20 protein-coding genes, 2 tRNA genes and 1 riboswitch are annotated in these 23,484 nt (G+C 36.6%); of the genes, 9 read left to right on the top strand and 13 right to left on the bottom strand.

The annotated features are described in order from the left end of the window. Nucleotides 1-47: 47 nt before the first annotated feature. The 4 genes from ESZ47_RS07960 to ESZ47_RS07945 all read right to left on the bottom strand — a co-directional run bounded on the left by ESZ47_RS07960 (nt 48) and on the right by ESZ47_RS07945 (nt 4,189). Nucleotides 48-1,112 (bottom strand): PTS sugar transporter subunit IIC, encoded by a 1,065-nt coding sequence (locus ESZ47_RS07960; protein WP_148606378.1) that lies wholly within the window; start codon nt 1,110-1,112, stop codon nt 48-50. 32 nt (nt 1,113-1,144) lie between these two features. Then, nucleotides 1,145-2,134, bottom strand: coding sequence for a D-2-hydroxyacid dehydrogenase (locus tag ESZ47_RS07955; RefSeq protein WP_148606376.1), 990 nt, complete (start codon nt 2,132-2,134; stop codon nt 1,145-1,147). Further along, a complete protein-coding gene (locus tag ESZ47_RS07950; RefSeq protein WP_148606374.1) occupies nt 2,131-3,324 on the bottom strand; it encodes an aminotransferase class I/II-fold pyridoxal phosphate-dependent enzyme in 1,194 nt (397 codons plus the stop codon). Before ESZ47_RS07950 ends, ESZ47_RS07955 begins: the two co-directional genes overlap by 4 nt. A 274-nt stretch (nt 3,325-3,598) precedes the next feature. Further along, nucleotides 3,599-4,189, bottom strand: a complete 591-nt coding sequence (locus tag ESZ47_RS07945) for a nucleoside/nucleotide kinase family protein (protein ID WP_148606372.1) — start codon at nt 4,187-4,189, stop codon at nt 3,599-3,601. Nucleotides 4,190-4,306: 117 nt separating this feature from the next. Here ESZ47_RS07945 and ESZ47_RS07940 point away from each other — a divergent pair, with 117 nt between their 5' ends. Beyond that, nucleotides 4,307-5,707 (top strand): APC family permease, encoded by a 1,401-nt coding sequence (locus ESZ47_RS07940; RefSeq protein WP_148606370.1) that lies wholly within the window; start codon nt 4,307-4,309, stop codon nt 5,705-5,707. 39 nt (nt 5,708-5,746) lie between these two features. On the opposite strand, the gene ezrA is transcribed toward ESZ47_RS07940, so the two are convergent. Then, nucleotides 5,747-7,462, bottom strand: a complete 1,716-nt coding sequence (ezrA, locus tag ESZ47_RS07935) for a septation ring formation regulator EzrA (protein WP_148606368.1) — start codon at nt 7,460-7,462, stop codon at nt 5,747-5,749. Between the two features lie 303 nt (nt 7,463-7,765). Here ezrA and rpsD point away from each other — a divergent pair, with 303 nt between their 5' ends. The 4 genes from rpsD (at nt 7,766) to ESZ47_RS07910 (ending at nt 11,005) form a co-directional block, all read left to right on the top strand. Then, on the top strand, nt 7,766-8,377 hold the full coding sequence (gene rpsD / locus ESZ47_RS07930; RefSeq protein WP_148606366.1) for a 30S ribosomal protein S4: 612 nt from the start codon (nt 7,766-7,768) through the stop codon (nt 8,375-8,377). 132 nt (nt 8,378-8,509) lie between these two features. Continuing rightward, the gene (locus ESZ47_RS07925) at nt 8,510-8,884 is read left to right on the top strand and encodes a YueI family protein (RefSeq protein WP_148606364.1); all 375 of its coding nucleotides are present in this window, start codon (nt 8,510-8,512) and stop codon (nt 8,882-8,884) included. A 4-nt stretch (nt 8,885-8,888) separates the two neighbouring features. Continuing rightward, a complete protein-coding gene (locus tag ESZ47_RS07920) occupies nt 8,889-10,175 on the top strand; it encodes a replication-associated recombination protein A (protein ID WP_148606363.1) in 1,287 nt (428 codons plus the stop codon). 386 nt (nt 10,176-10,561) lie between these two features. Continuing rightward, nucleotides 10,562-11,005 (top strand): universal stress protein, encoded by a 444-nt coding sequence (locus ESZ47_RS07910; RefSeq protein WP_148606360.1) that lies wholly within the window; start codon nt 10,562-10,564, stop codon nt 11,003-11,005. Nucleotides 11,006-11,055: 50 nt separating this feature from the next. Here the strand turns inward: ESZ47_RS07910 and ESZ47_RS07905 are convergent, their stop codons facing one another. Together ESZ47_RS07905 and ESZ47_RS07900 are read right to left on the bottom strand one after the other, a co-directional pair. Next, on the bottom strand, nt 11,056-12,495 hold the full coding sequence (locus ESZ47_RS07905; RefSeq protein ID WP_148606358.1) for an amino acid permease: 1,440 nt from the start codon (nt 12,493-12,495) through the stop codon (nt 11,056-11,058). A gap of 72 nt (nt 12,496-12,567) precedes the next feature. After that, nucleotides 12,568-12,735: riboswitch (Lysine riboswitch) on the bottom strand. A 17-nt stretch (nt 12,736-12,752) separates the two neighbouring features. Beyond that, nucleotides 12,753-13,436: a phospholipid phosphatase gene (locus ESZ47_RS07900; protein WP_244307576.1), complete on the bottom strand. Its 684-nt coding sequence runs from the start codon at nt 13,434-13,436 to the stop codon at nt 12,753-12,755. A 357-nt stretch (nt 13,437-13,793) separates the two neighbouring features. Between ESZ47_RS07900 and ESZ47_RS07895 the strand changes: the two genes are divergently transcribed. After that, on the top strand, nt 13,794-14,975 hold the full coding sequence (locus ESZ47_RS07895) for an LCP family protein (RefSeq protein ID WP_148606356.1): 1,182 nt from the start codon (nt 13,794-13,796) through the stop codon (nt 14,973-14,975). 115 nt (nt 14,976-15,090) lie between these two features. Here ESZ47_RS07895 and ESZ47_RS07890 read toward each other — a convergent pair whose 3' ends face one another. Continuing rightward, complete coding sequence (locus ESZ47_RS07890) at nt 15,091-16,419, bottom strand: APC family permease (protein WP_148606354.1); 1,329 nt, start codon at nt 16,417-16,419, stop codon at nt 15,091-15,093. Between the two features lie 95 nt (nt 16,420-16,514). Next, nucleotides 16,515-17,534 carry a tryptophan--tRNA ligase gene (gene trpS / locus ESZ47_RS07885; RefSeq protein ID WP_148606352.1) on the bottom strand — a complete coding sequence of 340 codons (1,020 nt, stop codon included), beginning with the start codon at nt 17,532-17,534 and terminating at the stop codon, nt 16,515-16,517. Between the two features lie 292 nt (nt 17,535-17,826). Here trpS and hflX point away from each other — a divergent pair, with 292 nt between their 5' ends. Next, nucleotides 17,827-19,128, top strand: coding sequence for a GTPase HflX (hflX, locus tag ESZ47_RS07880; RefSeq protein ID WP_148606351.1), 1,302 nt, complete (start codon nt 17,827-17,829; stop codon nt 19,126-19,128). Nucleotides 19,129-19,194: 66 nt separating this feature from the next. On the opposite strand, the gene ESZ47_RS07875 is transcribed toward hflX, so the two are convergent. From ESZ47_RS07875 to mutY, 4 genes are all read right to left on the bottom strand, one after another. Continuing rightward, nucleotides 19,195-19,267, bottom strand: a tRNA-Thr gene (locus ESZ47_RS07875). Nucleotides 19,268-19,342: 75 nt separating this feature from the next. Next, nucleotides 19,343-19,424, bottom strand: a tRNA-Leu gene (locus tag ESZ47_RS07870). A 91-nt stretch (nt 19,425-19,515) separates the two neighbouring features. After that, nucleotides 19,516-20,625 (bottom strand): AI-2E family transporter, encoded by a 1,110-nt coding sequence (locus tag ESZ47_RS07865; protein WP_148606349.1) that lies wholly within the window; start codon nt 20,623-20,625, stop codon nt 19,516-19,518. After that, nucleotides 20,612-21,637 carry an A/G-specific adenine glycosylase gene (gene mutY / locus ESZ47_RS07860; RefSeq protein WP_148606347.1) on the bottom strand — a complete coding sequence of 342 codons (1,026 nt, stop codon included), beginning with the start codon at nt 21,635-21,637 and terminating at the stop codon, nt 20,612-20,614. Before mutY ends, ESZ47_RS07865 begins: the two co-directional genes overlap by 14 nt. A gap of 88 nt (nt 21,638-21,725) precedes the next feature. Between mutY and ESZ47_RS09395 the strand changes: the two genes are divergently transcribed. Together ESZ47_RS09395 and ESZ47_RS07855 are read left to right on the top strand one after the other, a co-directional pair. After that, complete coding sequence (locus tag ESZ47_RS09395; protein WP_002815612.1) at nt 21,726-21,869, top strand: hypothetical protein; 144 nt, start codon at nt 21,726-21,728, stop codon at nt 21,867-21,869. A gap of 84 nt (nt 21,870-21,953) precedes the next feature. Then, the gene (locus ESZ47_RS07855) at nt 21,954-23,351 is read left to right on the top strand and encodes an MDR family MFS transporter (RefSeq protein ID WP_148606345.1); all 1,398 of its coding nucleotides are present in this window, start codon (nt 21,954-21,956) and stop codon (nt 23,349-23,351) included. Nucleotides 23,352-23,484: the final 133 nt, after the last annotated feature.

Here is a 23,484-nt window from a genome sequence, read left to right as displayed (position 1 = left end):
AATTTAAAAAATGCAACCAAGAAGAAGGTTGCATTTGTCGAAAAACACTATTGTAATGTTAGTTTTAAATCTTCAGCACGAATCATCTTTAACTTAGTCATAAATAGCCATTTCATCATCATCGCTAAAAGTATTGGGAAGATAACAAAAACTAATATAATGAATACTACCGTAATTGAAGCTTTATCTGATTCAGTATAAGCAGTTAACGGACCAATTAATCCTGAGAAACCAAATCCAGCTGAGAAAGGAGTACCTTTGATTTTGAATAATGTAGCTATCGCGCCCATAGTCGAGGCAGCCAGAGTAGTAGGTATGAATAACTTCGGTTTAAGTAACATATTTGCCATTTGAATTTTAGGTGACCCAATGAAATGCGCTAGCGTACCACCAATTGGATTCACCTTAGCTCCCATCAACGCTAGTGTAAAGCTAGCAACTGTAATTCCTGCATTAGCGGCACCTGAACCAATGCCAGTCAAACCAATAGCCATGGCTATTCCTACAGAAGATAATGGTGAGACAATCAAAAAAGCAAATGCGGCACCTAATACCGCCCCCATTAATACAGGTGTCCAATTAGTAGCATAAGAAACAGCATCACCAATCCACATTTGAACAGTACTTATTGGATTTAGTGTAGACAAACCAATACCACCAGCGATTACGGTAACGACAAGCGGTTGAAGTAATATTTTAAAATGACCAAATGAGCGTTCTGTTAATTTCACTAATATTGTAGCTAAAAAGGCTACTAACAAAATATTTAATATAATCCCACTACCAGCAATGACCATATCGCCGCTATTCGATGTAGATTTCACCACTCCAGAAGAAACAAACATAGCAAGCGCAATAGCACCTGAATCAATCACTGTTAATTTTAAAATCTGACCAACCGCAAATCCAGAGACTAATGGTAAAGTACTTTGAATCAAAGTTGTCATGAAAGCAACTTTAGACGCAATAGCATTACCAGCAAATAATAGAAGCAATTGACTAACTAATGCGCTCGGTATTAACGTTAAAACTATACCTAAGCTCGTACCGTTCAAAATATCAACGATAAATTTTTTTATTGTTTCAGCTGAACTGTGTTTGATTCTTTGCATAATATTTTCCTACGTATACGCCGAAGCGTTTTTTAAATTTCATGTGGTGATTTTTGATTATTCAGTACCATTAAGGTATCATCCAGTGAAATATCAACCATATTTTTAACAGCGATGTTCGTAAAAAAACCAACATGTGGTGTTACCATAACATTTGACATCGATAATAACTTATGAATACGTCTATCCGAAACAACACTCTCACGAAGATTACGATTAAAAATACCAGACTCATTTTCCACAGTATCTAAGGCAACACCTGCTAATTGTTTATGCTCTATGGCTCTGATTAAATCATCTGTGTTAACAACTGGACCACGAGAGGCATTTATCAACAGCATCCCCGGCTTCATTTTGTCAAAATCTATCTTAGAGATTAAATTAATAGAGGTCTCATTAAGGTCAACGTGTAAAGTAATCACATCGCTTCGCGCTAATAACTCATCTTTGCTAACATAAGTAATGACATCAGATAGAGATTTATTATAATTCACATCGTAACCCAAGACTTTAGCACCCAAACTATTTAGTAATCGTGCTAAAGTGCCACCAATTCTTCCCACACCTATAATCCCAACGGTAACCGAATGAATTTCTCTAGCTTGTAGACCTGACCATCGAAAATCATTATTAGCAATTCTTGTATCAAATTCAGGTGTGTGTCTAAGCAATCTCAATATTTGCATCAACGCCATTTCAGCGACAGATCTAGGTGAATAGGCAGGTACATTGGTGATTTTCAGACCTGCTTTTTTAGCTAACTCCACTTCAATCATGTCATAACCAGCAGTGCGTGTAGCTATTTGTTGAATATCTTTAGTAAGTTGATTATAAAATTGCTGATTTCCGCCAATTTTAGCGGTTTGCTGGATAACGAGTCCATCTATATTCGTTAAATCAGGCAGTGTTTCCGGATGAAAATCTTGACGAGAAATCACTATCTCAACTTGATTTTTCTGAGCATATTCATGAATGGCTTTTTCTTCATCGTCGCGAACACTCATCATCAAAATTTTAGTCATTTGGCATTTTCTTTCATATAAGTACTTAGTCGTTGCATCGCTTGTTGCAACTTTTCAATAGATGCTGCATAACTCAATCGAACATATCCCTCACCGCCAGGGCCAAATGAAGATCCCGGAATCAATGCTAAACCATTTTTTTGAGCCAAATCACGGGCAAATACAAAATCATCTTGACTATACCCTGCAGGAATTTTTGCAAAAATATAAAATGCCCCATCTGGCTTAGCCACTTTAAAACCAAGTTCCGTCATTTTTTCGTATACATAATCACGACGTTGCATATACTCTACCTTCATATTCAACGTATCTTGACGCCCATCCTCAGTTCCTAATGCTTCGGCTGCCGCCGCCATTGCTGGGTTAGAAGCAGTAGTTGTTGCAAATTGATGTATCATAGCTATTTTTTGGACCAACTGTGCCGGACCAGCCAATATGCCAATGCGGTATCCTGTCATAGCATGTGATTTAGATACACCATTTAACAAAATTGTCTGCTCCGGCAAATATTTGGCCATCGATACATGTGTATTTTCATAAGATAGTTCTGAATATATTTCGTCAGATATGACGATAATATTGGTACCACGCAAAACATCAGCAATAGCTTTAATTTGCTCTTCATTATAAGTAACACCTGTTGGATTAGAAGGAAAGTTTAATACGACAGCTTTAATATCATCCCCATGTTCAGCAATGGCTGCCTTTAGCATTTCAGGACTTAAAACAAAATCATTAGTAGAGGTATCAACAAAAATAGGTTGCGCACCATCTACCAATCCAACGGCAATATATAGCGGAAATATCGGGGTAGGAAGTATAATTTTATCACCTGGATTCAATATCGTTGTGAGTGTGTCATAAATTGCTTCTGTTGCGCCAATCGTCACAACGACTTCACTTTCAGCGTCATAATGAACATCATAGCGATCAGCTAAAAATCCCGCTGCGGACTCACGTAATTTGCTGGTACCATTCGAGGCAGCATAATGTGAATCGTTCGTTTCAATAGACTGAATCGCAGCTTTTTTAATATGATCAGGTACATTAAAGTCAGGCTCTCCTAATGTTAATTTTATAATATCAGGAATGCTGCTAACTTCGATATCAAAAGCGCGAATAGCTGATGGTCCGACCAAACCAAGATGACGATTGAGATTGTTCAATAGCGCAGGCTTTACTTCAGGCATAATTTTTTCTCCTATAATTAACACAAAACGCACACTCAGAAAATTCTGAATGTGCGTTTGCTCAACTATATATGAACTCACTGGGCATTCAGAATTTTAAATCCGAATACCTACGCAAAATGCCTCAAGTATTTGGACAATTAACCAAAATACTTAAAGTAAAAATTTGCTGTAGTTTTGTTCATTAAACGTGACATGTGTTAAAACCTTTTCTTTTTTATGAGATTAATTTTAATATTAATTCATTGATTTGTCAAATTTTTTATTATCAAAATCACATTTTATCTTTTTTCGGTAAACTACGGCCGCTCATAATATCACTAACTAATAAGTCCAAATGTACCTTAGTCTTTGCCCAATCATCATTTGCCAGTTCATAAGCAACATTTTTCAGCTCACGAGGTAACGTAACATCTCTTAAAAATTCTGGCGAATCTATTCTTTGTTTGACAATCAGAGGATCATCCCCACGTACCTGTACTCGATCAATCAACATATCTGGATGCGTCACCGTCACAAAAACAATCACAGCCTGATCACCTAGTTCCCGCGCATAAGTGATCGCACCTGCTGTGTCGAGAACAATCGTTACGTAAGCATTCTTTTTCCAAGCACGTTCCAAAGCTTCATATGAGGAACCGTATTTATGCCCAGCATACTGTACGCGTTCCAGATAATGATTTTCTTCAAAACTACTGTCCGTTTCGAAATAATAGGCAACTCCATTTTCTTCTCGTTCGCGTGGCACGCGAGTTGTGTGTGTAAGCACTCGTGGCATACGATACGTATCTTGCAAATAGCGAGCAATTGTCGTTTTACCAACACCAGTCGCACCAGTAATTACAAAAACTTTATTATTTTTCATCTTTCAATTTCCTTATTTAATATTGTATCGTAAAAACTATAGTAACGTTCGACAAGTACCCTTGAAATTGATAGAATAACTATTATAAATAAATTATTAAAAAATGGGAGAACTATTATGTCACTTCTTGAAAGGGCTTTTAAACGAGAGTCTGTTGAAAATTATCTCGAAGCAGATTCTCATATGTCACGTGTCTTAACTACACGTGATTTGATTGGTCTAGGGGTTGGAACAGTTATTGGTACTGGGATATTTATTTTACCTGGTCACGAAGCTGCTAATCATGCAGGTCCAGCTGTCGCCGTTGCCTTTCTAATTGCCGCTATTTTTTCTGGTTTATCTGGCATGGCTTTTGCTGAATTTTCAGCCGCCATGCCGGTTGCTGGCTCTGCCTACTCTTATGGTGGTGCTATATACGGTGAAATTATTGGTTGGTTACTTGGTTGGTCATTAATTGTTGAGTACTTTTTAGCAGTATCGGCTATAGCCACTGGATTTTCAGCCTATCTCGGAAACCTTTTGACTATTTTTGGCATTCATATGCCGAAATTTTTGTCAGCTGGGCCAATGGAAGGTGGTGTTATCAACTTATTCGCCGTCTTGATTATTCTATTTGTTGCCATAATACTGTCTCGTGGTCTAAACACCTCTAAAAAAGTTGAAAATGGCGCTGTTTTTATTAAAATCGCTATTTTAGTCTTATTTATTGTTGGTGGATCATTTTTCATCAAAACCAGTAATTATGTACCGTTCTACCCGAAAGAATTTCATGGTGGCCTTTTTGGCCTAAACGGTATCTGGGCAGCCACAGCTAGCATCATTTTCGCCTTTTTAGGATTTGATACGATCGCTGCACATGCTGCAGAAGTTAAGAACCCACAAAAAACAATGGCTAAAGGTATTGTGGGTACTGTTATCATTTCAGCACTGTTATATACACTGTTCTCAGTTGTATTAACAGGTATCGTCAACTATAAAGACTTAGGCGTCGATGATCCAGCAGCATTCGCTCTTCAAGTTGTACATCAGACTCAATTTTCTATTATTATTACTGTCGGTGCATTAGTTGGTATGTTCACAGCCATCTTAGCATTGATTTACGCATCCTCACGCTTAACTTATTCCTTTGGCCGTGACGGCTTACTTCCTCATAGCTTAGGTAAAATTTCAGCTGGCTCCCATTTACCAGTCAACGCACTTATTTTAGCAGTTGCTATTGAAGTCATATTTGCTGGTTTAATTCCATTGAGTACATTGGCTAGTTTGATTAACGCTGGTACGTTGACAGCCTTTGCTTTTATTAATTTTGGAATTCTCATTCTTCGTCGTCGAAAAGATTTATCTCATGATGGTTTCAAAGTTCCAGGATACCCAGTAGTACCGTTTATTGCTGGTGTAATCAGCCTATTCTTTATTACACAGTTATCTGTAGAAACAATGAAAATGTTTGGATTGTGGCTATTAGTAGGTATTATCTGGTACTTTACTTACGGTATAAAACATTCTAAATTATCTTAAATAAAAAGCACCGCTCCAATGTAAGCGATGCTTTTTTTATCATACTAATGGCGACTTACGCCGCATATATGAATCAACCAATCTTTCATACACACCTGGTTCAGCACTGTTTAATGCCTCCCCGAGAACATCCATGGCCTGCTTAAAATTATAATCTCTTTCATAAAACATTCTAGCCTGTTCACTTGCAGCTGCAACACGTTCGTTCGTAGCACGGAATCTATTGGCATACTGTAACAGTTGTTCCGTCAACGCAGCTTGGTCAACTACTTCTTCTGTTTTACCTCTCAAAGTATCAATGTCAGCCGACACAATGTTCAATTGGCGCTGTACTTCATCCATATCAATTAAGTTGGTATTAAGTGATTTAGCTAAACGCTTAAGTTCATTTGAAACAGCAAAGAAGTACTCCAAATATACACTGGGCAACCCAGGTAAGTTCATACGCTCTACTGCATGCTTGATAGCTTCAATTTCTTTTTGGTACTGACCACCCAATTGTCGTGCTGAGCGTTCTGCCTTTTCTAATCCAGAAATTTTATCCCAAATTTCAACTTGCTGCGTTTCAATTTCTTCAAACTGTTTTAACAATTTTTCCTGCTGAATGCGTAATTCACTATATGATATTTCTTTTGATTCAAGCAAATCATCATTATGATTAATCTGCTCTTCTGCCATATTTATTTGTTCAAGCAATGTACGTCGTATTTCTAATTCTTTGTGGTTAAATTGGAAACTTTGCCCTAATCTGTCTAGTTCAATCGACAATGTCTGGTTTTGTTCACGAAGTCTCAATAGATCAGAAGATAGCCTTCCAGCATTTTTAGTCACATGTTTACGTGCTGTAACTTCAGTTTCCATCGTGTCGTACATCGTCTCAATGCGCTGTTCGATATAACCGGTTTGCTCTGCGACTTCTTTGAGTTTCAAATCTGCTAGTAAGTTCAAAACTTGTTGGCGTTGTCCATCGATAGCTTGTAATTCTTGTTCTACACTATCATTTGGAAATACGTATCCTGAATCTACCAGCTTTGTGTGTCCCTGTGCCAATTCATTGAGTTGGTCAACATATTTAATGTTTAATTGATCAAATAACGCAGGAATATCAGTCATCATTTTTTCCATTTGCGTTGTTTCCATGGCAAGCTGTTCATAAATATCTGAAGCAGTTGCGTGATCGCCATTTTCTGTTAATTCTGCGAACTCATCGTAGTCAGCCTCAAGCTGACTTAGAAATTTATCCAACGCCGGGTTAGCTGGTCCGAACTTAAAGTTTTCCGCCAAAAGTCGTTTACGTAAACCTTCATATTTTTTCTTGAGATCATTAATAGCCTCACGATGTTCTTCGTCTGTCTTTTTTAAATCCAGCAAGCCGGCTCTCACATCTTTAATAGTAGATTCTGTATCATCCACCATATCTTGCAACCGCTCTAGTTCATTACGTGTTTTAATAAAATTGATTCCTCGAGCTTCAAACAATACCAAGTTAGCTTGTTGATCGATTTTTAAAAATTTATTATTTTGGACATCGTTAAAAGCACTCTCAAACTTTTGATAGTTTTTCAAAGACTGACCAGTTAAAGGTAATTTTCTACCTTCAACCAGCTCTTCTCGAACTTTCAAAGATTCAAGTTGATCTTTGCGTGCTCTTAAGTCACTGACTTTTTTGACCGTAGTTCGTTGCATCACAAATATTGCTAAATAAGCGACAACAACTAAAAGTAATATAATTGCTAAAACTGTAAAGTTAAACATATGGGTAGTTTCCAACCTTTTAATTTTCACTTTCCATCTTAGCACTTATACAGTTTAATTAAAGGAGATTTGCCAAATCTCAAATCGTTTACAATTTTCTTAATAATTTGCTATTCATTCATGGTTCTGATATTATGTAATAAGTTGTTAATTGAGTAGCAGTAAGTAGAGAAGCGCGTCAACAGCGTTCCAAATCGTTAGTAAGGCCAAGCTACTGGTTCTGAGAAACGTCAAGATAAACGCTGCACGCATCTGGTGCTTACCCTCAAATGTACAGCATAATACATTTTGGAGGACATATACATGTCACGTTATACAGGTCCAAAGTGGCGTATCTCACGTCGCTTGGGTGTTTCATTGTCTGGTACTGGTAAAGAATTGTCACGTCGTGCTTACGCACCTGGTGATCACGGTGCCGGTCGTCGCGCTAAGATTTCTGAATATGGAATGCAATTGCGTGAAAAGCAAAAGTTACGCTTCACATACGGTTTAACTGAACGTCAATTCAAGGCTTTGTTTAACAAAGCTGGTAAGATCCGTAAGGGTACTCATGGTACTAACTTCATGATCTTGTTGGAACAACGTTTGGATTCAATTGTTTATCGTCTTGGTTTAGCAACAACACGCCAACAAGCACGTCAATTGGTTAACCATGGTCACATCTTAGTTGATGGTAAGCGCGTTGATATTCCTTCATACAGCGTACAGCCTGGTCAAGTTGTATCAGTTCGCGAAAAGTCAAAGAATATTTTGCCTATCCAAGCTGCTATCGAATCAGTTGTGGCGCGTCCACAATTCGTATCAATCGATACTGATAAGCTTGAAGGTTCATTAGTTCGTTTGCCAGAACGTGAAGAATTAGATGCAGACATCAACGAAGCCTTAATCGTCGAATACTACAACCACTTGGGTTAATATTGTTAATCTCTTATTGGTTAAAAAGCCACCTTGCATAGGTGGCTTTTTTATTTATTTCACAATGGCCTTATCCTATAAAATTGAGTAAGATAACGTATAATAGAATTATTAAATATATTGGAGAAAATCATGGACGTTAATGAACGCTTACAACAAGAACAACTAGGAAACGGTACACCAAAAATTAATCCAGACGAACAGAATCGCTATCTTGGTACTTTTCGTGAACGCGTCATTGTTGCAATTAAAGTTTCTCAATTAGGAAAATCAGACATTCAATCAAAATTTGCTACCGCACTTAAATCACATAGTATCGGTAAAGTTTTAATTGACCAACAGCTGGTGGGTGATTACTTTACAACGTATGTCGGCTTAGCAACACAAAGCAAGCATACTTTCACATTACTTTCCGATGCAAACAAATCTGCTCATCAAGATGACCCCATCGCTATTGTTTTGGCTGCTGATACAGCTATCAATGTTGATAATATTTACTTAGGATAAATTTATGTCACAAGAACCGCTAGCGTACCGCATGCGCCCAACTAAAATTGAAGAAATTGTCGGACAACAGCATCTTGTCGGTAAAGGAAAAATTATTTGGCGTATGGTTACTGCCCAGCGCCTAAGTTCAATGATTTTATACGGTCCACCAGGGACTGGTAAAACATCAATTGCTAGTGCTATAGCTGGTTCATCTAAGTATGCTTTTCGTATGTTAAATGCAGCTACTGATAGTCAAAAAGATTTACAAATTGTTGCAGAAGAAGCTAAAATGTCAGGTACGGTAGTACTATTACTTGATGAAATTCACCGATTAAATAAAGTAAAACAAGACTTCTTATTACCTCATTTAGAATCTGGTGCAATTATTTTAATTGGTGCAACCACAGAAAATCCTTATATCAACGTCACACCAGCAATTCGATCTAGAACACAAATATTTGAAGTCAACAGTCTTAGCACAGATGATATTATTCATGCAGTGAATCGCGCCCTGAACGACAGTAAAAAAGGGCTTGGTCAGTACAATATATCCATAGATGAGAACGCATTATTGCAGCTATCTCGAGCAACCAATGGTGATTTACGTAGTGCATTAAATGGTTTGGAATTAGCTGTTTTGTCAACCAAACCAAATGAATCTGAAATCATTCATATTTCCCTTCCCATTATTGAAGAAACTGTTCAACGAAAAGCACTATCCGCCGATAAAGATGGCGATGCACACTATGACGTTATCTCTGCATTACAGAAATCAATTCGTGGGTCCGATACAGATGCAGCACTACATTACGCTGCACGAATTATAGAATCAGGTGACTTACCAATTTTGGCACGTCGATTGACAGTTATCGCCTATGAAGACATCGGTTTAGCAAATCCTGCAGTTGCACAACGAGCCATAACAGCAATTCAAGCAGCACAAACATTGGGATTTCCTGAAGCACGTATTCCATTAGCAAATGCCATTATTGAACTCTCGCTTTCACCAAAATCTAATGCAGCTTACACGGCAATAGATGCAGCAATTCAAGATATTCGTAATGGTAAAACTTTTGATATCCCCAATCATTTGAAAGATTCACATTATAAAGGTGCTGTTGATTTAAATCATGGCATTGATTACATTTATCCTCATGATTTTGACAATGACTGGGTTGCACAGCAATATTTACCAAATAAAATGAAAAACACTAAATATTTTAAACCCAAGGGTAACTCAAAAGTAGAACAACAACTAGCCGACGTCTATAAAACATTAAAGAAACGACAGCAAAAGGATTTAAACTAAAAAGTCAAGACTTTAAGTTACCGGATTTTCGCGTTATAATACTATATGAATTCCTCAGATATACGTATTGCTACATCATCAGCTTTTTCCTTACAATCTTTCTTTTCGGTTGGGAATTCAAGACTTAGAAGGTATGCCCTCTCATTCGGTAATCTGACAATCCTGATGAACCATCCACCTCGATAATTTCGAGGAAAATCTGCGTAGCGGTTAACGGTATCAATTGAGTGTTCCGGGCATGGCCCGTGCGTCCACATTTGTGGGCGTTTTTTATATAACTAAATAAATTATCAAAACAGTTTACGATATACTGTTATTTTATACGTGAAAGCGCTATACTGGAGGTACAGAAGAACACATTGCATGTTGCAAGAAGGGATATTATTATGACAGCAAATTATCACAAGATTTTAGTACCAATGGATGGCTCAAAAGAATCTGAAGCTGCATTAACTCGCGCAATTGAATTGACACTAGACGCTGGTGAACAAGGTGTTTTATCAATTTTAAACGTTATCGATACCCGTGCATTTCAAAATGTAGCTAGCTTCGATGATACAATGGTTGAAGCTGTTTCAGATGAAACTCGTAAGAGTCTAGAAAAGTATAAGTCACAAGCAACTGAAGCTGGTGTTAAAAATGTTGATTATTTAATTGAATATGGCTCTCCAAAATCATTAATTGCTAAGGATGTACCCAATGAGGTTAATGCTGATTTGATCGTTATCGGCGCAACTGGATTAAATGCCGTTGAACGTCTCGTTATTGGTTCAGTTACTGAATTCGTAACCAGAACTGCTAAGGTAGATGTATTAGTTGTTCGCGGATAATAATGCATACAAAAAAGTCACTACTGAAGTAGTGACTTTTTTTGTATGCATTATTTATATTGATCCAAATCTACATCTTTCAAATCAATGACCTTTGTTTTATTTCTAATTTTGTACCATAGATACAAAATCACAAACAATGGTACTGACAAATATGTCACAAAAATCTTTTCCCAATTAAGATTGGTAAAACTCGCAGGATCTTGACCAATAATAACCCCTATCGAAACTACAAGAGCAAACAAAGGTCCAAACGGAAACCATTTTGCCTTGTATTTCAAATCTGATAAGTTTTTCCCTTGGGCAACATATGCGCGACGGAAACGATAATGAGAAACAGCAATGCCAACCCATGCAATAAAACCAGTCAAACCAGAAGCATTCACCAGCCAAGTATAGGCAACAGAACCACCTTTTGTATTAGCAATAAAAGCTAATAAACCAATAGCAGTGGTCAATAGTAAGGCTGCAACCGGCACACCTCTCTTAGATAATTTACTGAAAATTTTAGGCGCATCACCCTTTCGTGCCATAGCATATAGCATACGTGTAGAAGCATATGAACCAGAGTTAGCCGAAGAAACAATTGAAGTAAGGATAACTGCATTCATTAGACTAGCCGCAAAAGCAATACCAGCGTTTTTAAAGACAATAGTAAACGGTGAAACAGCAATATTTTCTGTTGATGAACTTAACAAACGCGGATCTCGGTAGTAAACTAAGGCCGAAATAACAAAAATTGCTAATATGTAGAACAATAGAATACGCCAGAATACTTGATTAATAGCTTTTGGTACAGACTTATCTGGGTCTTTAGCCTCTCCAGCAGTAATTCCAATTAATTCTGTTCCTTGAAATGAAAAACCAGCAACAACAAATACAGATAGAATTGCTTGCGGTCCGCCAACAAATCCATGATTACCAACTGAAAGATTTTTCATTACATTAACATCAGAATGAATAATACCAAAAATGGTTGCCAATCCAATGACTAAGAAAGCTATAATAGTTACGACTTTAATCATAGATAACCAAAATTCAGCTTCTCCAAAAGTACCAACGGAAAAAATGTTAATTAAGAATATAAGTAATAAGGCCACTGCAGAGAATATCCAACCCGGTGTGTGAGGAAACCAAAATTCAGCCACCAAACCAACAGCCACGATATCAACTGCTAACGTGATTGCCCAATTAAACCAATAGTTCCAACCCATAGCAAATCCCAAAGCCGGGTCAACATATTTGCCAGCATAGTCAGAAAATGAACCGGACGTTGGTGAATATGTTGCCATTTCTCCTAATGATGTCATTAGAAAATAAACCATTACACCTATTGCTAAATAAGCTACAATAGCACCTAATGGGCCTGCTTGAGCAACAGTAGCTCCTGAAGCAACAAACAACCCAGTACCAATCGACCCACCTAATGCAATCATCGACACATGACGTGTCTTTAAATTACGTTGTATCTGCCCTCTACGTTCAGACATAATATCTCCTTTTCAAAATAAAAAACCTCTCCTGAACAAATAGGAAGAGGTTTAAAAAGTCATTATATAATCACTTTTCAAAGCGCACCGCAAACTTGCGACAGTCTAGTAACTATTAATCACTAGCCCAAAGGTTATCTTGCCAGCTAACCTTTTCGGCAACCTCCCCTTTTACATAACTTCAATGTCCTGGCGGACTCAATTATGTGACTCATGTTGGTTGCAACCTCTTTGACAATAAGAAAATGATAACATACTTACACACGACCGTCAATTTTCAATACCTTCTGCCAGTGCTTGGCATGTTCATAGTACTGTTTGGCACTAAATTGCCACCAAGAATAACCAAATGTCATAGCTCCTAATCCACTGGTAAATGCCATATTGTACGAAAATATTCGATCGAGCATTATAATTGACCAAAAAGAAACCAAAAGTATACAAAAAACAATTTGAATGTTTCTTGACTTGACGAGGTGTGAAACGATAATAATAACGATCAGTAATATCTGCATCCACCACATTAACAATAAACTGGGTATAGTTTCTCCTAATTGCGGCCCATCTTGCCAATGGATACGTAAGATAAATGTTATTAGCCAAGTAACCAACATACCAAGAACCTGCATTATCCCAAACCACCAGGCAGCAACTTGATAATTGATGAAGGACAGGAAGGATACCACGACTAAAATCATCAAGATTACTACCCAATAATTAGCAAAAAAATGACCTAAACTAAAAAAAAGAGGCACTTTTGTAGCTAAAATACCATGCACCACAAAATCACTGGCTGCATCAATTACTTGTATAAATATCGTATGAAACCGAACCTGAATGGCTAAAAATATAAAGGCTATGCCAAAAATAATAATTAATCTTTTTCTAACTTTGTCTGGTGGAATTAACATCGTTCTAAATTGTGCATGCTTATTTTTCAAATTGAACTTTGTTTCGCATCTTGAAATAATTTTACATAGACAAATCAATTTGATTTCAAAATAAGTTGGTAAGCACATGCTCCCAATTATTAAATTTCTACAAACTTGTTTGCTTATAGCTCTTAATAATTGTAGCATTATATGGGATATATTAATAAAAAACTACTGCGCTTTATTTAATCTTGAATTTAACTTGAGACGTTATGCTTAGAGATAGTTGATTTTTATCAACATTTTGGTCGTGGATTCAAACTGAAATCATGGCAAATTAGTCGCTATACGTTGCATCCTTAAACAACATAATCATATAATTTATAATTATTATTCCAATTTGGCCAAAAATATCGAGAGACCACCATGAAAAAAAATAAAAATACTAAAGTTAATTCTCGCATTGATCGCTACCAACCAAGTAATCACAAGTTACGAAACATTATTTTAATCCTTATTGGCCTTCTTGTTATTGTAACAGGTACTTTTGCTTGGTTAGCAATTAATAATACTAAGTCAGCTATTGATAAAACTTATAAAAGCAGTGGTGTTACTAAGTCACGTAACGTATCAACCATTGTTAAAAGTGGTAAACCACTATCAATTCTTTTATTTGGAACAGACACCGGTGAACTTGGGCGCACTTATAAAGGACGTACAGATTCGATGATGTTACTCCAAGTTAATCCCAAGAGTAAAAAAACTACCATGATTTCTATCCCTCGTGATGCCATGGTATCTATTCCTGGCTATGAAAGTACTTTCCCACAAAAAATAAACGCAGCCTATGCTTACGGATCGACAGCTACTGCAATAAAGACTGTTGAATCATACCTAAATGTTCCTATCGATTTTTACGCTCTAGTGAATATGTCTGGTTTAGAAAAAATGGTCACTCAAGTTGGTGGAATTTCTGTTAAATCACCTCTTGATTTCACCTACAGTCAAGAAACAGCTCATGATTACGGTGACAACCTATACCGTTTTCATAAAGGTAGCACTGGTTACGAACATTCTGATGATAACGGGGTTACTTGGTCAGCAACAAAACATATTATGACAGGCGATGCTGCATTAGCCTTTTCACGTATGCGCTATGATGATCCTGAAGGTGATTATGGTCGCCAAAAGCGCCAACGTTTAGTTTTAGAGGCATTAATTAAAAAATCAGCTAACGTTTCAAGCCTACTGAATACTAAGTTCATGAACACCATGAGTTCTAATGTCCAAACAGATTTATCATTTGGAGATTTAACTACTATTGCAAGTAAATATACAAGTGCGGCTAAAAATATTATCACAGAACACATTCAGGGTGTCAGCACTAGTTACCCCGATTCTGATGGTAATAATGTTTCGTACGAGGTAGTTACGCAAAAGGAAAAGCAACGTGTTACTAATTTAGCACGTAAAGCACTGGGACTAAAGCATGCCACTACTGGATCAGCTTATGGTGGTGATATACCAAGTTCATTGCAAACAATAGCAGATTATTTAAGGCCAGACAATGATGAATCAACCGATACGGAAGAGAGTTCTTCAAATTAAAAAACACCAGTACTGGTGTTTTTTAATTTGAAATCTCCTACAATTTTTCAAAATATCATGATATAAATGTTCGATAAATGTAGTTTATAAGTTGTAGTGATTGTCTTTATATGTATCAATTGTTATCAGTACGACGAGATAAGAACTTATAAACAGGGTAACCGATAGCGACAATAACAATTGATATAGCTACACCAGATAAATCATGTAAAATTTCTGAGATTTCAACATACAACGAACCTCCTATTGCCAGTAGCGGTAACCAAGGATACAAAGGCATAGAAAAACCACGACGTTCACCCAAAGGATCCTGTTTACGCAATTTAAAGACACCAATAAATACTAATATGTAAAATAAAAAAGTAGTGAAAATAGCGATATCTGTTAGTCTATCTGGATTAGTGAAAATAATCATCAAAATGCCAAGAGAAATCATAAACCAAATCGCCTTATTAGGTGTACGTGAGCGCATATTTATTTTTGAAAATTGTTGGGCAAAAGGAAATAATCCGTCATTTGCCATTGCAAATAGCACCCGTGGAAACGAAACAACCTTACCATTCAATGTGCCTAGTAACGAAATCAACACGGCCACACTTAACAATCGGCCACCAATCACACCAAATGCATTAGTAGCCATATATAAAGTTGTATTTTGACCAAACTTAACTATGTTATTTGCGGATAAACTTTGGTATACACCAAAACTCACGCCAACATAAGCCACAATGACAATTAAAATACCAAAAACAATAGCTTTAGGTAACACTTTTTGTGGATTTTTAATTTCACCACTAATATTAGCTAATGTAACCCAACCATCATAGGCAAATAATGTTGCTAATATAGCTACACCAAAACCACCTTGACCACCAGTAATCCCTGAGACCGTCTGGCCAATGGCATCATGTTGTCCGAAGAATAGACCAAAAATAATTAATGCAATGATAGGTAGCATCTTTATTGTAGTCGTTAAAATCTGGAATCCAGCGCTAAATCGATTAGGCACAGAATTGATAATACCAACAAAAGATAATCCAATGATTGCTGCAGGTATGGCAAAAGTCTTGGATAAACCAAATAAATCAACAAATAAAATACCAAAATACGCAGCAATAGAACTCATCATCGCTGGACCATAAAAGATAACCTGCATCCATCCAGCTAGAAATCCCCAGATTTTACCATAAATTTTTTCAATATATATATAAATACCACCAGTTTGATCCATCTGTGAACCAATTTCAGCTACGCTAATACCTGAAGCTAGAGTTAAAATACCACCTGCGATCCAGGCCATCATTGCCGAAGTGGTGCTCCCTGCTGACGCTAAGACGCTCCCTTGCTTGAAAAAAATTCCTGATCCAATAATTGTGCCAACAACCAATGCTAATGATGCCGATAAACCAAAACCACGGTTTAATTTTTCTTCATTATTTCCCATCATTTCTCCAAAATAAATAAATTTAATAACATATTTATTAATTAACTATCTACCGTATCGTTAAAAAATAAAAAAGTTCGGATAATTCCGAGCTTCTACTGGCCAAAATAGTTAAGCCCCATCACACGACGAACATCTTTCATTGTTTCTTCGGCCACGGCATTGGCTCTTGCAGAACCTTCTTGCAACATTTTCAAAACTGCTGGAATGTCTTTGGCATATTCTGCACGACGTTGACGAATAGGTGCCATTTCTGCTTCCATAACATCAATCAAATGCCTTTTGATTTTCATATCTCCCAAACCACCAGCAGTATACTGATCTTTTAAGTCTTGTACGCGTTGCTTATCTGAGTCAAAAATATCTAAATAAGTAAATACAACATTTCCTTCAACATGACCAGGATCGGCAATATTAACGTGCAAAGGATCTGTATACATTGACTTAACTTTTTTAGCCAACGTATCAGCATCATCACTCAAAAAAATACCATTATTTAACGACTTTGACATCTTTGCATTGCCATCCAATCCTGGTAAACGCCCCTGTCCTTTTGGTGGAAACACACCGACTGGTTCAACCAAAACATCGGTTTTATATGCATTATTAAACGAACGAACTAGTTCACGAGTCTGTTCTAACATTGGCTCTTGGTCATCACCAACCGGTACTTTTGTTGCCCGAAAAATAGTAATATCCGCTGCTTGTGACACAGGGTATGTTAAAAAACCTGCCGGAATACCTTCATCAAAACCTTTTTGTTTAATTTCTGTCTTAACTGTTGGGTTTCGTTGCAACCGAGCTACACTAACCAAATTCATAAAATATTCTGTTAATTCAAACAAACCTTTAATTTGTGATTGCACAAAAATAGTGGTTTTGTCTGGATCAATACCAACAGCCAAATAATCCAATGCAACCTCGGTTAATGATTGCCGAATTTTTTCTGGATTACGGGCATTATCTGTAAATGCTTGTGTATCAGCAATCATCACAAATGGTGAATAATCTCCTGAATTCTGCATTGCAACACGATTTTTTAGTGACCCAACATAGTGACCAATATGCAGTTTACCAGTTGGACGATCACCAGTTAAATAAATTTCTTTTGACATATTCAAGACCTTCTATTAATTAGTTAACTTATTATATTATACGTTAAATCTACCGACAAAGTTGAACAAATTATCACAAACTAAACAACCTTCTTATTGACAATTACAAATAAAACTTATACACTAGCACTATTAAGAAAAAAGAGGTACGAGAACTTGGTAAACAAATTTTAAGATGCAGTGAATAAAAGCAGTCCGTTGTTTTTATGAACTTTTCTTGAGATTGGTTTGCACTTTTCGTCCTAAACACGTTAAATGCCCCCAGTCTCGCAATTTGATTGGAGGCATTTTTATGCAAGAAGACCCTCGCAAAGTATTTTTGATTGGTTTAACAACTAGTCAAGGAAATCTAGATTATGAACTTGAAGAATTAGCCAATTTAGCAAAAGCAAACAACCTAGAACCAGTTGAAACATTTACACAAAAATTAGAACGACCTAATCCTGGCACTTACTTTGGTAAAGGTAAAGTTGAAGAACTTGGAAACGCAGTAAAAACTTATGAGGTTGATTTAATTGTCGTGAATGACGAACTATCACCTTCTCAAATTCGAAACCTAGAAAAAATGACAGAAGCAACTGTTGTTGATCGTACAGGCTTAATTCTCGAAATTTTCGCGCAACGTGCACAAACTAAAGTAGCAAAACTACAAGTTCAATTAGCACGTTTACAATATCAACTACCACGTTTGCGCACAAGTATGTCTATCTCCCTTGATCAACAAACCGGTACAGGTGGCGCTGGTTTCACCTCCCGTGGTTCTGGTGAAACAAAACTCGAACAGTCTCGTCAACGTATTACCTCGCAGATGGTACATGTTCGTCAAGAGTTAACTGAATTAGATAAAAGTGAACACACACGTGCTATGCAGCGACGTAATAATAACTTACCTAATGTTGCCCTAGTAGGTTATACGAATGCCGGTAAATCAACATTAATGAATCGTTTGCTGTCTCGATTTGGTATTGGTTCAGAAACAGATGAAAGTAAACAAGTTTTTGAAAAAGATATGCTGTTTGCTACACTAAACACTACCGTTCGTCAATTAACATTACCAGATAAAAGGCAGTTTTTATTAAGTGACACTGTTGGTTTTGTATCAAAACTTCCTCATAATTTGGTTGCGGCATTCAAATCAACGCTACAAGAAGCCGCACATGCAGACTTAATCCTACATGTAGTTGATGTTTCGGATGAACATTATCAAAATATGATGGCAACAACCGAAAAAACACTAACAGAAATCGGCATCACCGATAAACCTGTTATAACAGTCTACAATAAGGCAGATAAAGCATCATTGCATTATCCGGAAATTTCTGGCGATCATACAATTACCGTTTCAGCACTAAATTCAGAGTCACAAGATGCTCTTATTGATTTAATTGTTAAGCATATTTTTAAAGATAGCAAAATTGTGACCTTGCACATTTCTTTTGACAAAAATGACGTCGTAGCACAGTTAGCAGCCCAACATAAATTTATAACTGAAGAATATGACGAAACTGGTAGCTGGTTGACTGTAGAATTATCTAAATTTGAACGTAATCTTTTCCAGCAATATATTGTTAACACAACTAGTGTGGATTCCTAAGTGTCCATGCTTTTTTAATCATTTAAAAAATAAAAAGAGTCCTAAGTAGGACTCTTTCTATAACGATGCCGACCGCCGGGCTCAAACCGGCGACCCCCTCATTACTAGTGAGATGCTCTATCAACTGAGCTAGGTCGGCAAATCAAAGTACTCAAGTACTACAAGTAAATAATACCAGATACTCTAACATATAAATATGGCGGCGACCATATTATACGGGTGACAGGAATCGAACCTGCACGGATTACTCCACTGGAACCTAAATCCAGCGCGTCTGCCAGTTCCGCCACACCCGCATGTATTACACAACCATTTAATTTTACTGGAAAAAGTAAAATGAGTCAAGGGGTAATACACATTTAATTGATTAACTTAGTTAAAAAATCATTATTCATGCTGATCTCTGGTTAAAGCACGCATTTCAACGGCAAATTTAATAACTGTGCGAGCGACTGCATATGTTGGTATGATCAAAATCATACCAACAATCCCCCATAAATTACCAGCAACCATCAAAAGAATCATAATAGTTAAGGGGTGAATCTTTAATGTTTTACCAATCACATTTGGATAAATAAAATTACCATCTAGTTGTTGCACTACTGTCATCACAATTAACACCAATAATACTTGTTTCCATGATTGTGTACTGGCCACTATCAACGATGGTATAACCCCAATCCACGGACCAATATAAGGTACGATATTAGTAATACCTGCAATAACACCAAATAACCAAGCATATGGTTGACCGATAATCAAATATCCAATTGCCATTGTAATGCCGACAAATAACATTTCAATAGCCTGTCCAGAAATATATTTTTCAATGGTTTTATCCATTTTAGTTGTCAGCTCTTTTACATTGTCAGCAAAGCGTGCCGGAAACAGCTTTTGAATTGCTGGTACCAATCGCTCACCATCACTTAACATATAAAATAAGACTACTGGAATAGTAATAACATTGATAGTAACTGAAGTTATCATTGAAACAACACTGCCTAACGTACCAGCTGTAACTGTTAAAAATGATGCCGAATACTTACCAATTGCGCTTTTAACTTCATCAACATCAATGGCTAAATTTAAATTCGATAACCACTTACTTTGCAATGAGTCCGTGGCAAAAGCTTGTACTGTTTTTGCAAAGTCTGGCAAGGATGTAATTAAGTTTGTAATTTCTGCTACTAGCGTAGGAATCAACAAGACTAAAGCACCGGCAATCATACCTAAAAACAACATAAAGGTCACAATTACAGCTAATTTATGTGGTATTTTATGACCTTTAATTGTGACCTTTTCTAAGAGCGCCACAATCGGTTTCAATACATAGTATAAAAATCCAGCAACAATTAGCGGAACAAACACCGTCGAAATAAATACAGAAATTGGTTTCATCAAAAAATCAAACCGAGAAACTATCAAAATTAATAGTGACAAAGCTAATAGCTCAATCGTCCAAAAGAAAATATTTTTATATCTATTATTCGGTATCATACAGTTTCTCCAATAATTTATGTTGTACCTTTGGCAAACTGAGGGATTGCCATTCTTCAGGACTAAGATAACGCTGGTTGTCTTGGAGATTGTCTGCTTTTTGCTCAACCAACCAAATTTCCCAACGACGATGCGTAAATATATGAACCACGGGCTTGATATTAAGCTGTTCACCTACTAAATCTTCCACACTGTCAATTTGTTTCAAAGGAAATGTCCAAAATCCAGCTAATAAGCCATTATTAGGTCTTTTTTCAAATAATAATTGACCATTTTTTTTGACTACGGAAGCCATAAACAATTGTTTTATAGGTCTTTGCTTTTTAGTTTTAACAGGATATTGATCTTCAACACCATCACGATAGGCCGCATTAAACTGACGAACTGGTGATTGAGCACTGTTTGGATTTTTAGTAGTCATGTAACTTGAACCCAAATCCATTATGGCTTGATTAAAATCACCTGGTCTTTCCGGGTCAACAATAGGTGCAATAATATCGTAAAATATTTTTCGTGATTTTGTATCAGCGATATCTGCATCAATTTTTAGCAATCGACTAAAGACCCGATATTGATTACCATCAACAGCTGGTACAGTTTCTCCAAAGCTAATTGAACTAATGGCTGCCGCTGTATAAGGACCAACACCTGGCAATGATTGTAAATCTTCACTACTTTCAGGCCAACTTCCATGTAATTCATTAACAACAAATTGTGCTGCTTTTTGTAAGTTACGTGCCCGAGAATAGTATCCCAATCCTTCCCATAATTTGAGGACGACTTCTTCCGGTGCCTTAGCTAAATCTTCAACCGTCGGTAATTGTTTCATAAAACGTTCAAAATAAGGAATCACAGTATCTACACGTGTTTGTTGTAACATGATTTCTGAAACCAATACACGATATGGTTCATGATTTACACGCCATGGCAAATGAAATCGTCCTTCATCATCATACCAGTCAAGTAATGTTTTACGAAATTTTTTAATTGTTTGTTCATTCCAAGTTTCCATAATATCTATTGTAACACTTGTAATCAGTTAAATTTTGCCGTATAATTATTATTTGTATGAAATCATTGAATTAAAAAGGAGCACAATCATGGTATTAAAAAAGCCACTTAACTCATTTGCACGTGCCCGCAAAGTTAGTCATAGCGCTGCTAAGAAACAACGCCAAGCTGCTATTGCAAAATTGCAACAATGGGCAAAAGGTAAGTCAGAAGAATTGCCTTCTACAAAGTAATTGTATTTGACTTTCAAAAACCAGTATTTATACTGGTTTTTTGTTTGCATTTATTCATAAAAAATTATAAAGGAGGTTCTCACATTGAATATAACGAAAAAACAAAAAACAATTTTAACTATTCTAGTCATTGGTACATTTTTAGGATTTTTAAACCAAACATTAATGAATGTCGCTTTACCAGATATTATGCATGAATTTAATATCTCAACTAACTTAGGCCAATGGATGACAAACGGCTATATGCTAGTTAATGGTGTCATGGTACCATTAACAGCTTTTCTGATCCAACGACTGACAACACGCACCTTATATTTGACGGCTGCTGGTTTCTTTGCTATTGGTACAATCATAGCTGGTTTTGCACCAACCTTTTCTATTTTAATTATCGGGCGTATGATTCAGGCCATAGGAGCTGGTGTATTTGGCCCTTTAATGAACGTAGTGGTCATGAATTTATTTACACCTAGTAAACGTGGTTCTGCTATGGGAACAATCGGTTTAGCACTTAATTTTGCACCAGCTTTGGGTCCTAGTTTATCAGGACTTGTCGTAACTAACCTCAATTGGCGCTTCTTGTTTTATCTTGTTGCTCCTCTAATTATTGCTAATTTCATATTAGCTTACTTCTTACTCAAAAACATTGGTCAACAAAAAAAATTACGATTTGATTTTCTGGGTGTTGTACTTTCTAGCATCGGACTAGGTTCTTTGCTATATGGTTTTTCTAATGCCGGAGCAAATCCCTGGAATGAATTTACAGTATGGGGATTTGTACTAGTTGGAATTATCGTTACTGCACTATTCATTTGGCATCAATATACTACTAACACTCCACTATTAAATATGTCAGTGTTTAAATATCGCCAATTCAACGTTTCTATTTTAATTAATGTTGTGTTAATGATGGCCATGTACGGTGGCGCGCTTATGCTACCACTGTATATGCAAAACGTTCGTGGTACAACAGCCTTTCAGTCGGGATTAGTCTTGTTCCCAGGGGCATTGATTACCGCTTTTCTTTCACCGTGGAGTGGACGTTTATACGATAAATACGGTGCCAAATACCTAACTCAAATTGGTATTATTGTTACTGCAATCGGAACATTTGTTTTAGCCTCTCTAACACTAGCAAGTTCATTGTGGCTTGCTGTTCTGGGGCAATTTATTCGCCAGCTTGGATTAGTATTAGTTATTATGCCAATTCAAACTGAAGCATTTAATGCCTTGCCACTAACTCTTATTCCAGATGGTTCTGCTATGTTTACCACTATTAGGCAATTAGCCGCCTCATTTGGTACAGCTACACTAGTCACAATCATGACTAAAAGTGCAGTTAATTACAGTCAAAAACATTCACAACTAAGTACAACACTAGTTGATCTACATGGTATCCAAATTACTTTCCTTACTGCAGCTATTTTAATGCTAGTAGCGGCAATCCTAACCACATTACTAAAAGTGAAGGTGCGTGACGTATAAACCTTCAAAAAAATATTATTAGTCCTGATGCTAACCATTAAAAGTTAAGGCCGTCTTAATTATGAACTAAAGTTTCTTCAGTACTAATAACATGGGGGCCAATCTATGTTAGGCTACACTAGATTTAAATGGT

It is taken from the genome of Leuconostoc litchii (genome assembly GCF_008107645.1).
In the GTDB taxonomy this organism is placed as follows: Bacteria; Bacillota; Bacilli; order Lactobacillales; family Lactobacillaceae; genus Leuconostoc; species Leuconostoc litchii.
The sequence above is the reverse complement of the archived record's forward strand: the minus strand, read 5'-3'. Positions and strand labels throughout refer to the sequence as shown.

Excerpts from the sequence above, each read along its gene's own strand:
- ESZ47_RS07960 (WP_148606378.1), bottom strand. The coding sequence starts at position 1,112 with ATGCAAAGAATCAAACACAGTTCAGCTGAAACAATAAAAAAATTTATC.
- ESZ47_RS07955 (WP_148606376.1), bottom strand. The coding sequence starts at position 2,134 with ATGACTAAAATTTTGATGATGAGTGTTCGCGACGATGAAGAAAAAGCC.
- ESZ47_RS07950 (WP_148606374.1), bottom strand. The coding sequence starts at position 3,324 with ATGCCTGAAGTAAAGCCTGCGCTATTGAACAATCTCAATCGTCATCTT.
- ESZ47_RS07945 (WP_148606372.1), bottom strand. The coding sequence starts at position 4,189 with ATGAAAAATAATAAAGTTTTTGTAATTACTGGTGCGACTGGTGTTGGT.
- ESZ47_RS07940 (WP_148606370.1), top strand. The coding sequence starts at position 4,307 with ATGTCACTTCTTGAAAGGGCTTTTAAACGAGAGTCTGTTGAAAATTAT.
- ezrA (WP_148606368.1), bottom strand. The coding sequence starts at position 7,462 with ATGTTTAACTTTACAGTTTTAGCAATTATATTACTTTTAGTTGTTGTC.
- rpsD (WP_148606366.1), top strand. The coding sequence starts at position 7,766 with ATGTCACGTTATACAGGTCCAAAGTGGCGTATCTCACGTCGCTTGGGT.
- ESZ47_RS07925 (WP_148606364.1), top strand. The coding sequence starts at position 8,510 with ATGGACGTTAATGAACGCTTACAACAAGAACAACTAGGAAACGGTACA.
- ESZ47_RS07920 (WP_148606363.1), top strand. The coding sequence starts at position 8,889 with ATGTCACAAGAACCGCTAGCGTACCGCATGCGCCCAACTAAAATTGAA.
- ESZ47_RS07910 (WP_148606360.1), top strand. The coding sequence starts at position 10,562 with ATGACAGCAAATTATCACAAGATTTTAGTACCAATGGATGGCTCAAAA.
- ESZ47_RS07905 (WP_148606358.1), bottom strand. The coding sequence starts at position 12,495 with ATGTCTGAACGTAGAGGGCAGATACAACGTAATTTAAAGACACGTCAT.
- ESZ47_RS07895 (WP_148606356.1), top strand. The coding sequence starts at position 13,794 with ATGAAAAAAAATAAAAATACTAAAGTTAATTCTCGCATTGATCGCTAC.
- ESZ47_RS07890 (WP_148606354.1), bottom strand. The coding sequence starts at position 16,419 with ATGGGAAATAATGAAGAAAAATTAAACCGTGGTTTTGGTTTATCGGCA.
- trpS (WP_148606352.1), bottom strand. The coding sequence starts at position 17,534 with ATGTCAAAAGAAATTTATTTAACTGGTGATCGTCCAACTGGTAAACTG.
- hflX (WP_148606351.1), top strand. The coding sequence starts at position 17,827 with ATGCAAGAAGACCCTCGCAAAGTATTTTTGATTGGTTTAACAACTAGT.
- ESZ47_RS07865 (WP_148606349.1), bottom strand. The coding sequence starts at position 20,625 with ATGATACCGAATAATAGATATAAAAATATTTTCTTTTGGACGATTGAG.
- mutY (WP_148606347.1), bottom strand. The coding sequence starts at position 21,637 with ATGGAAACTTGGAATGAACAAACAATTAAAAAATTTCGTAAAACATTA.
- ESZ47_RS09395 (WP_002815612.1), top strand. The coding sequence starts at position 21,726 with ATGGTATTAAAAAAGCCACTTAACTCATTTGCACGTGCCCGCAAAGTT.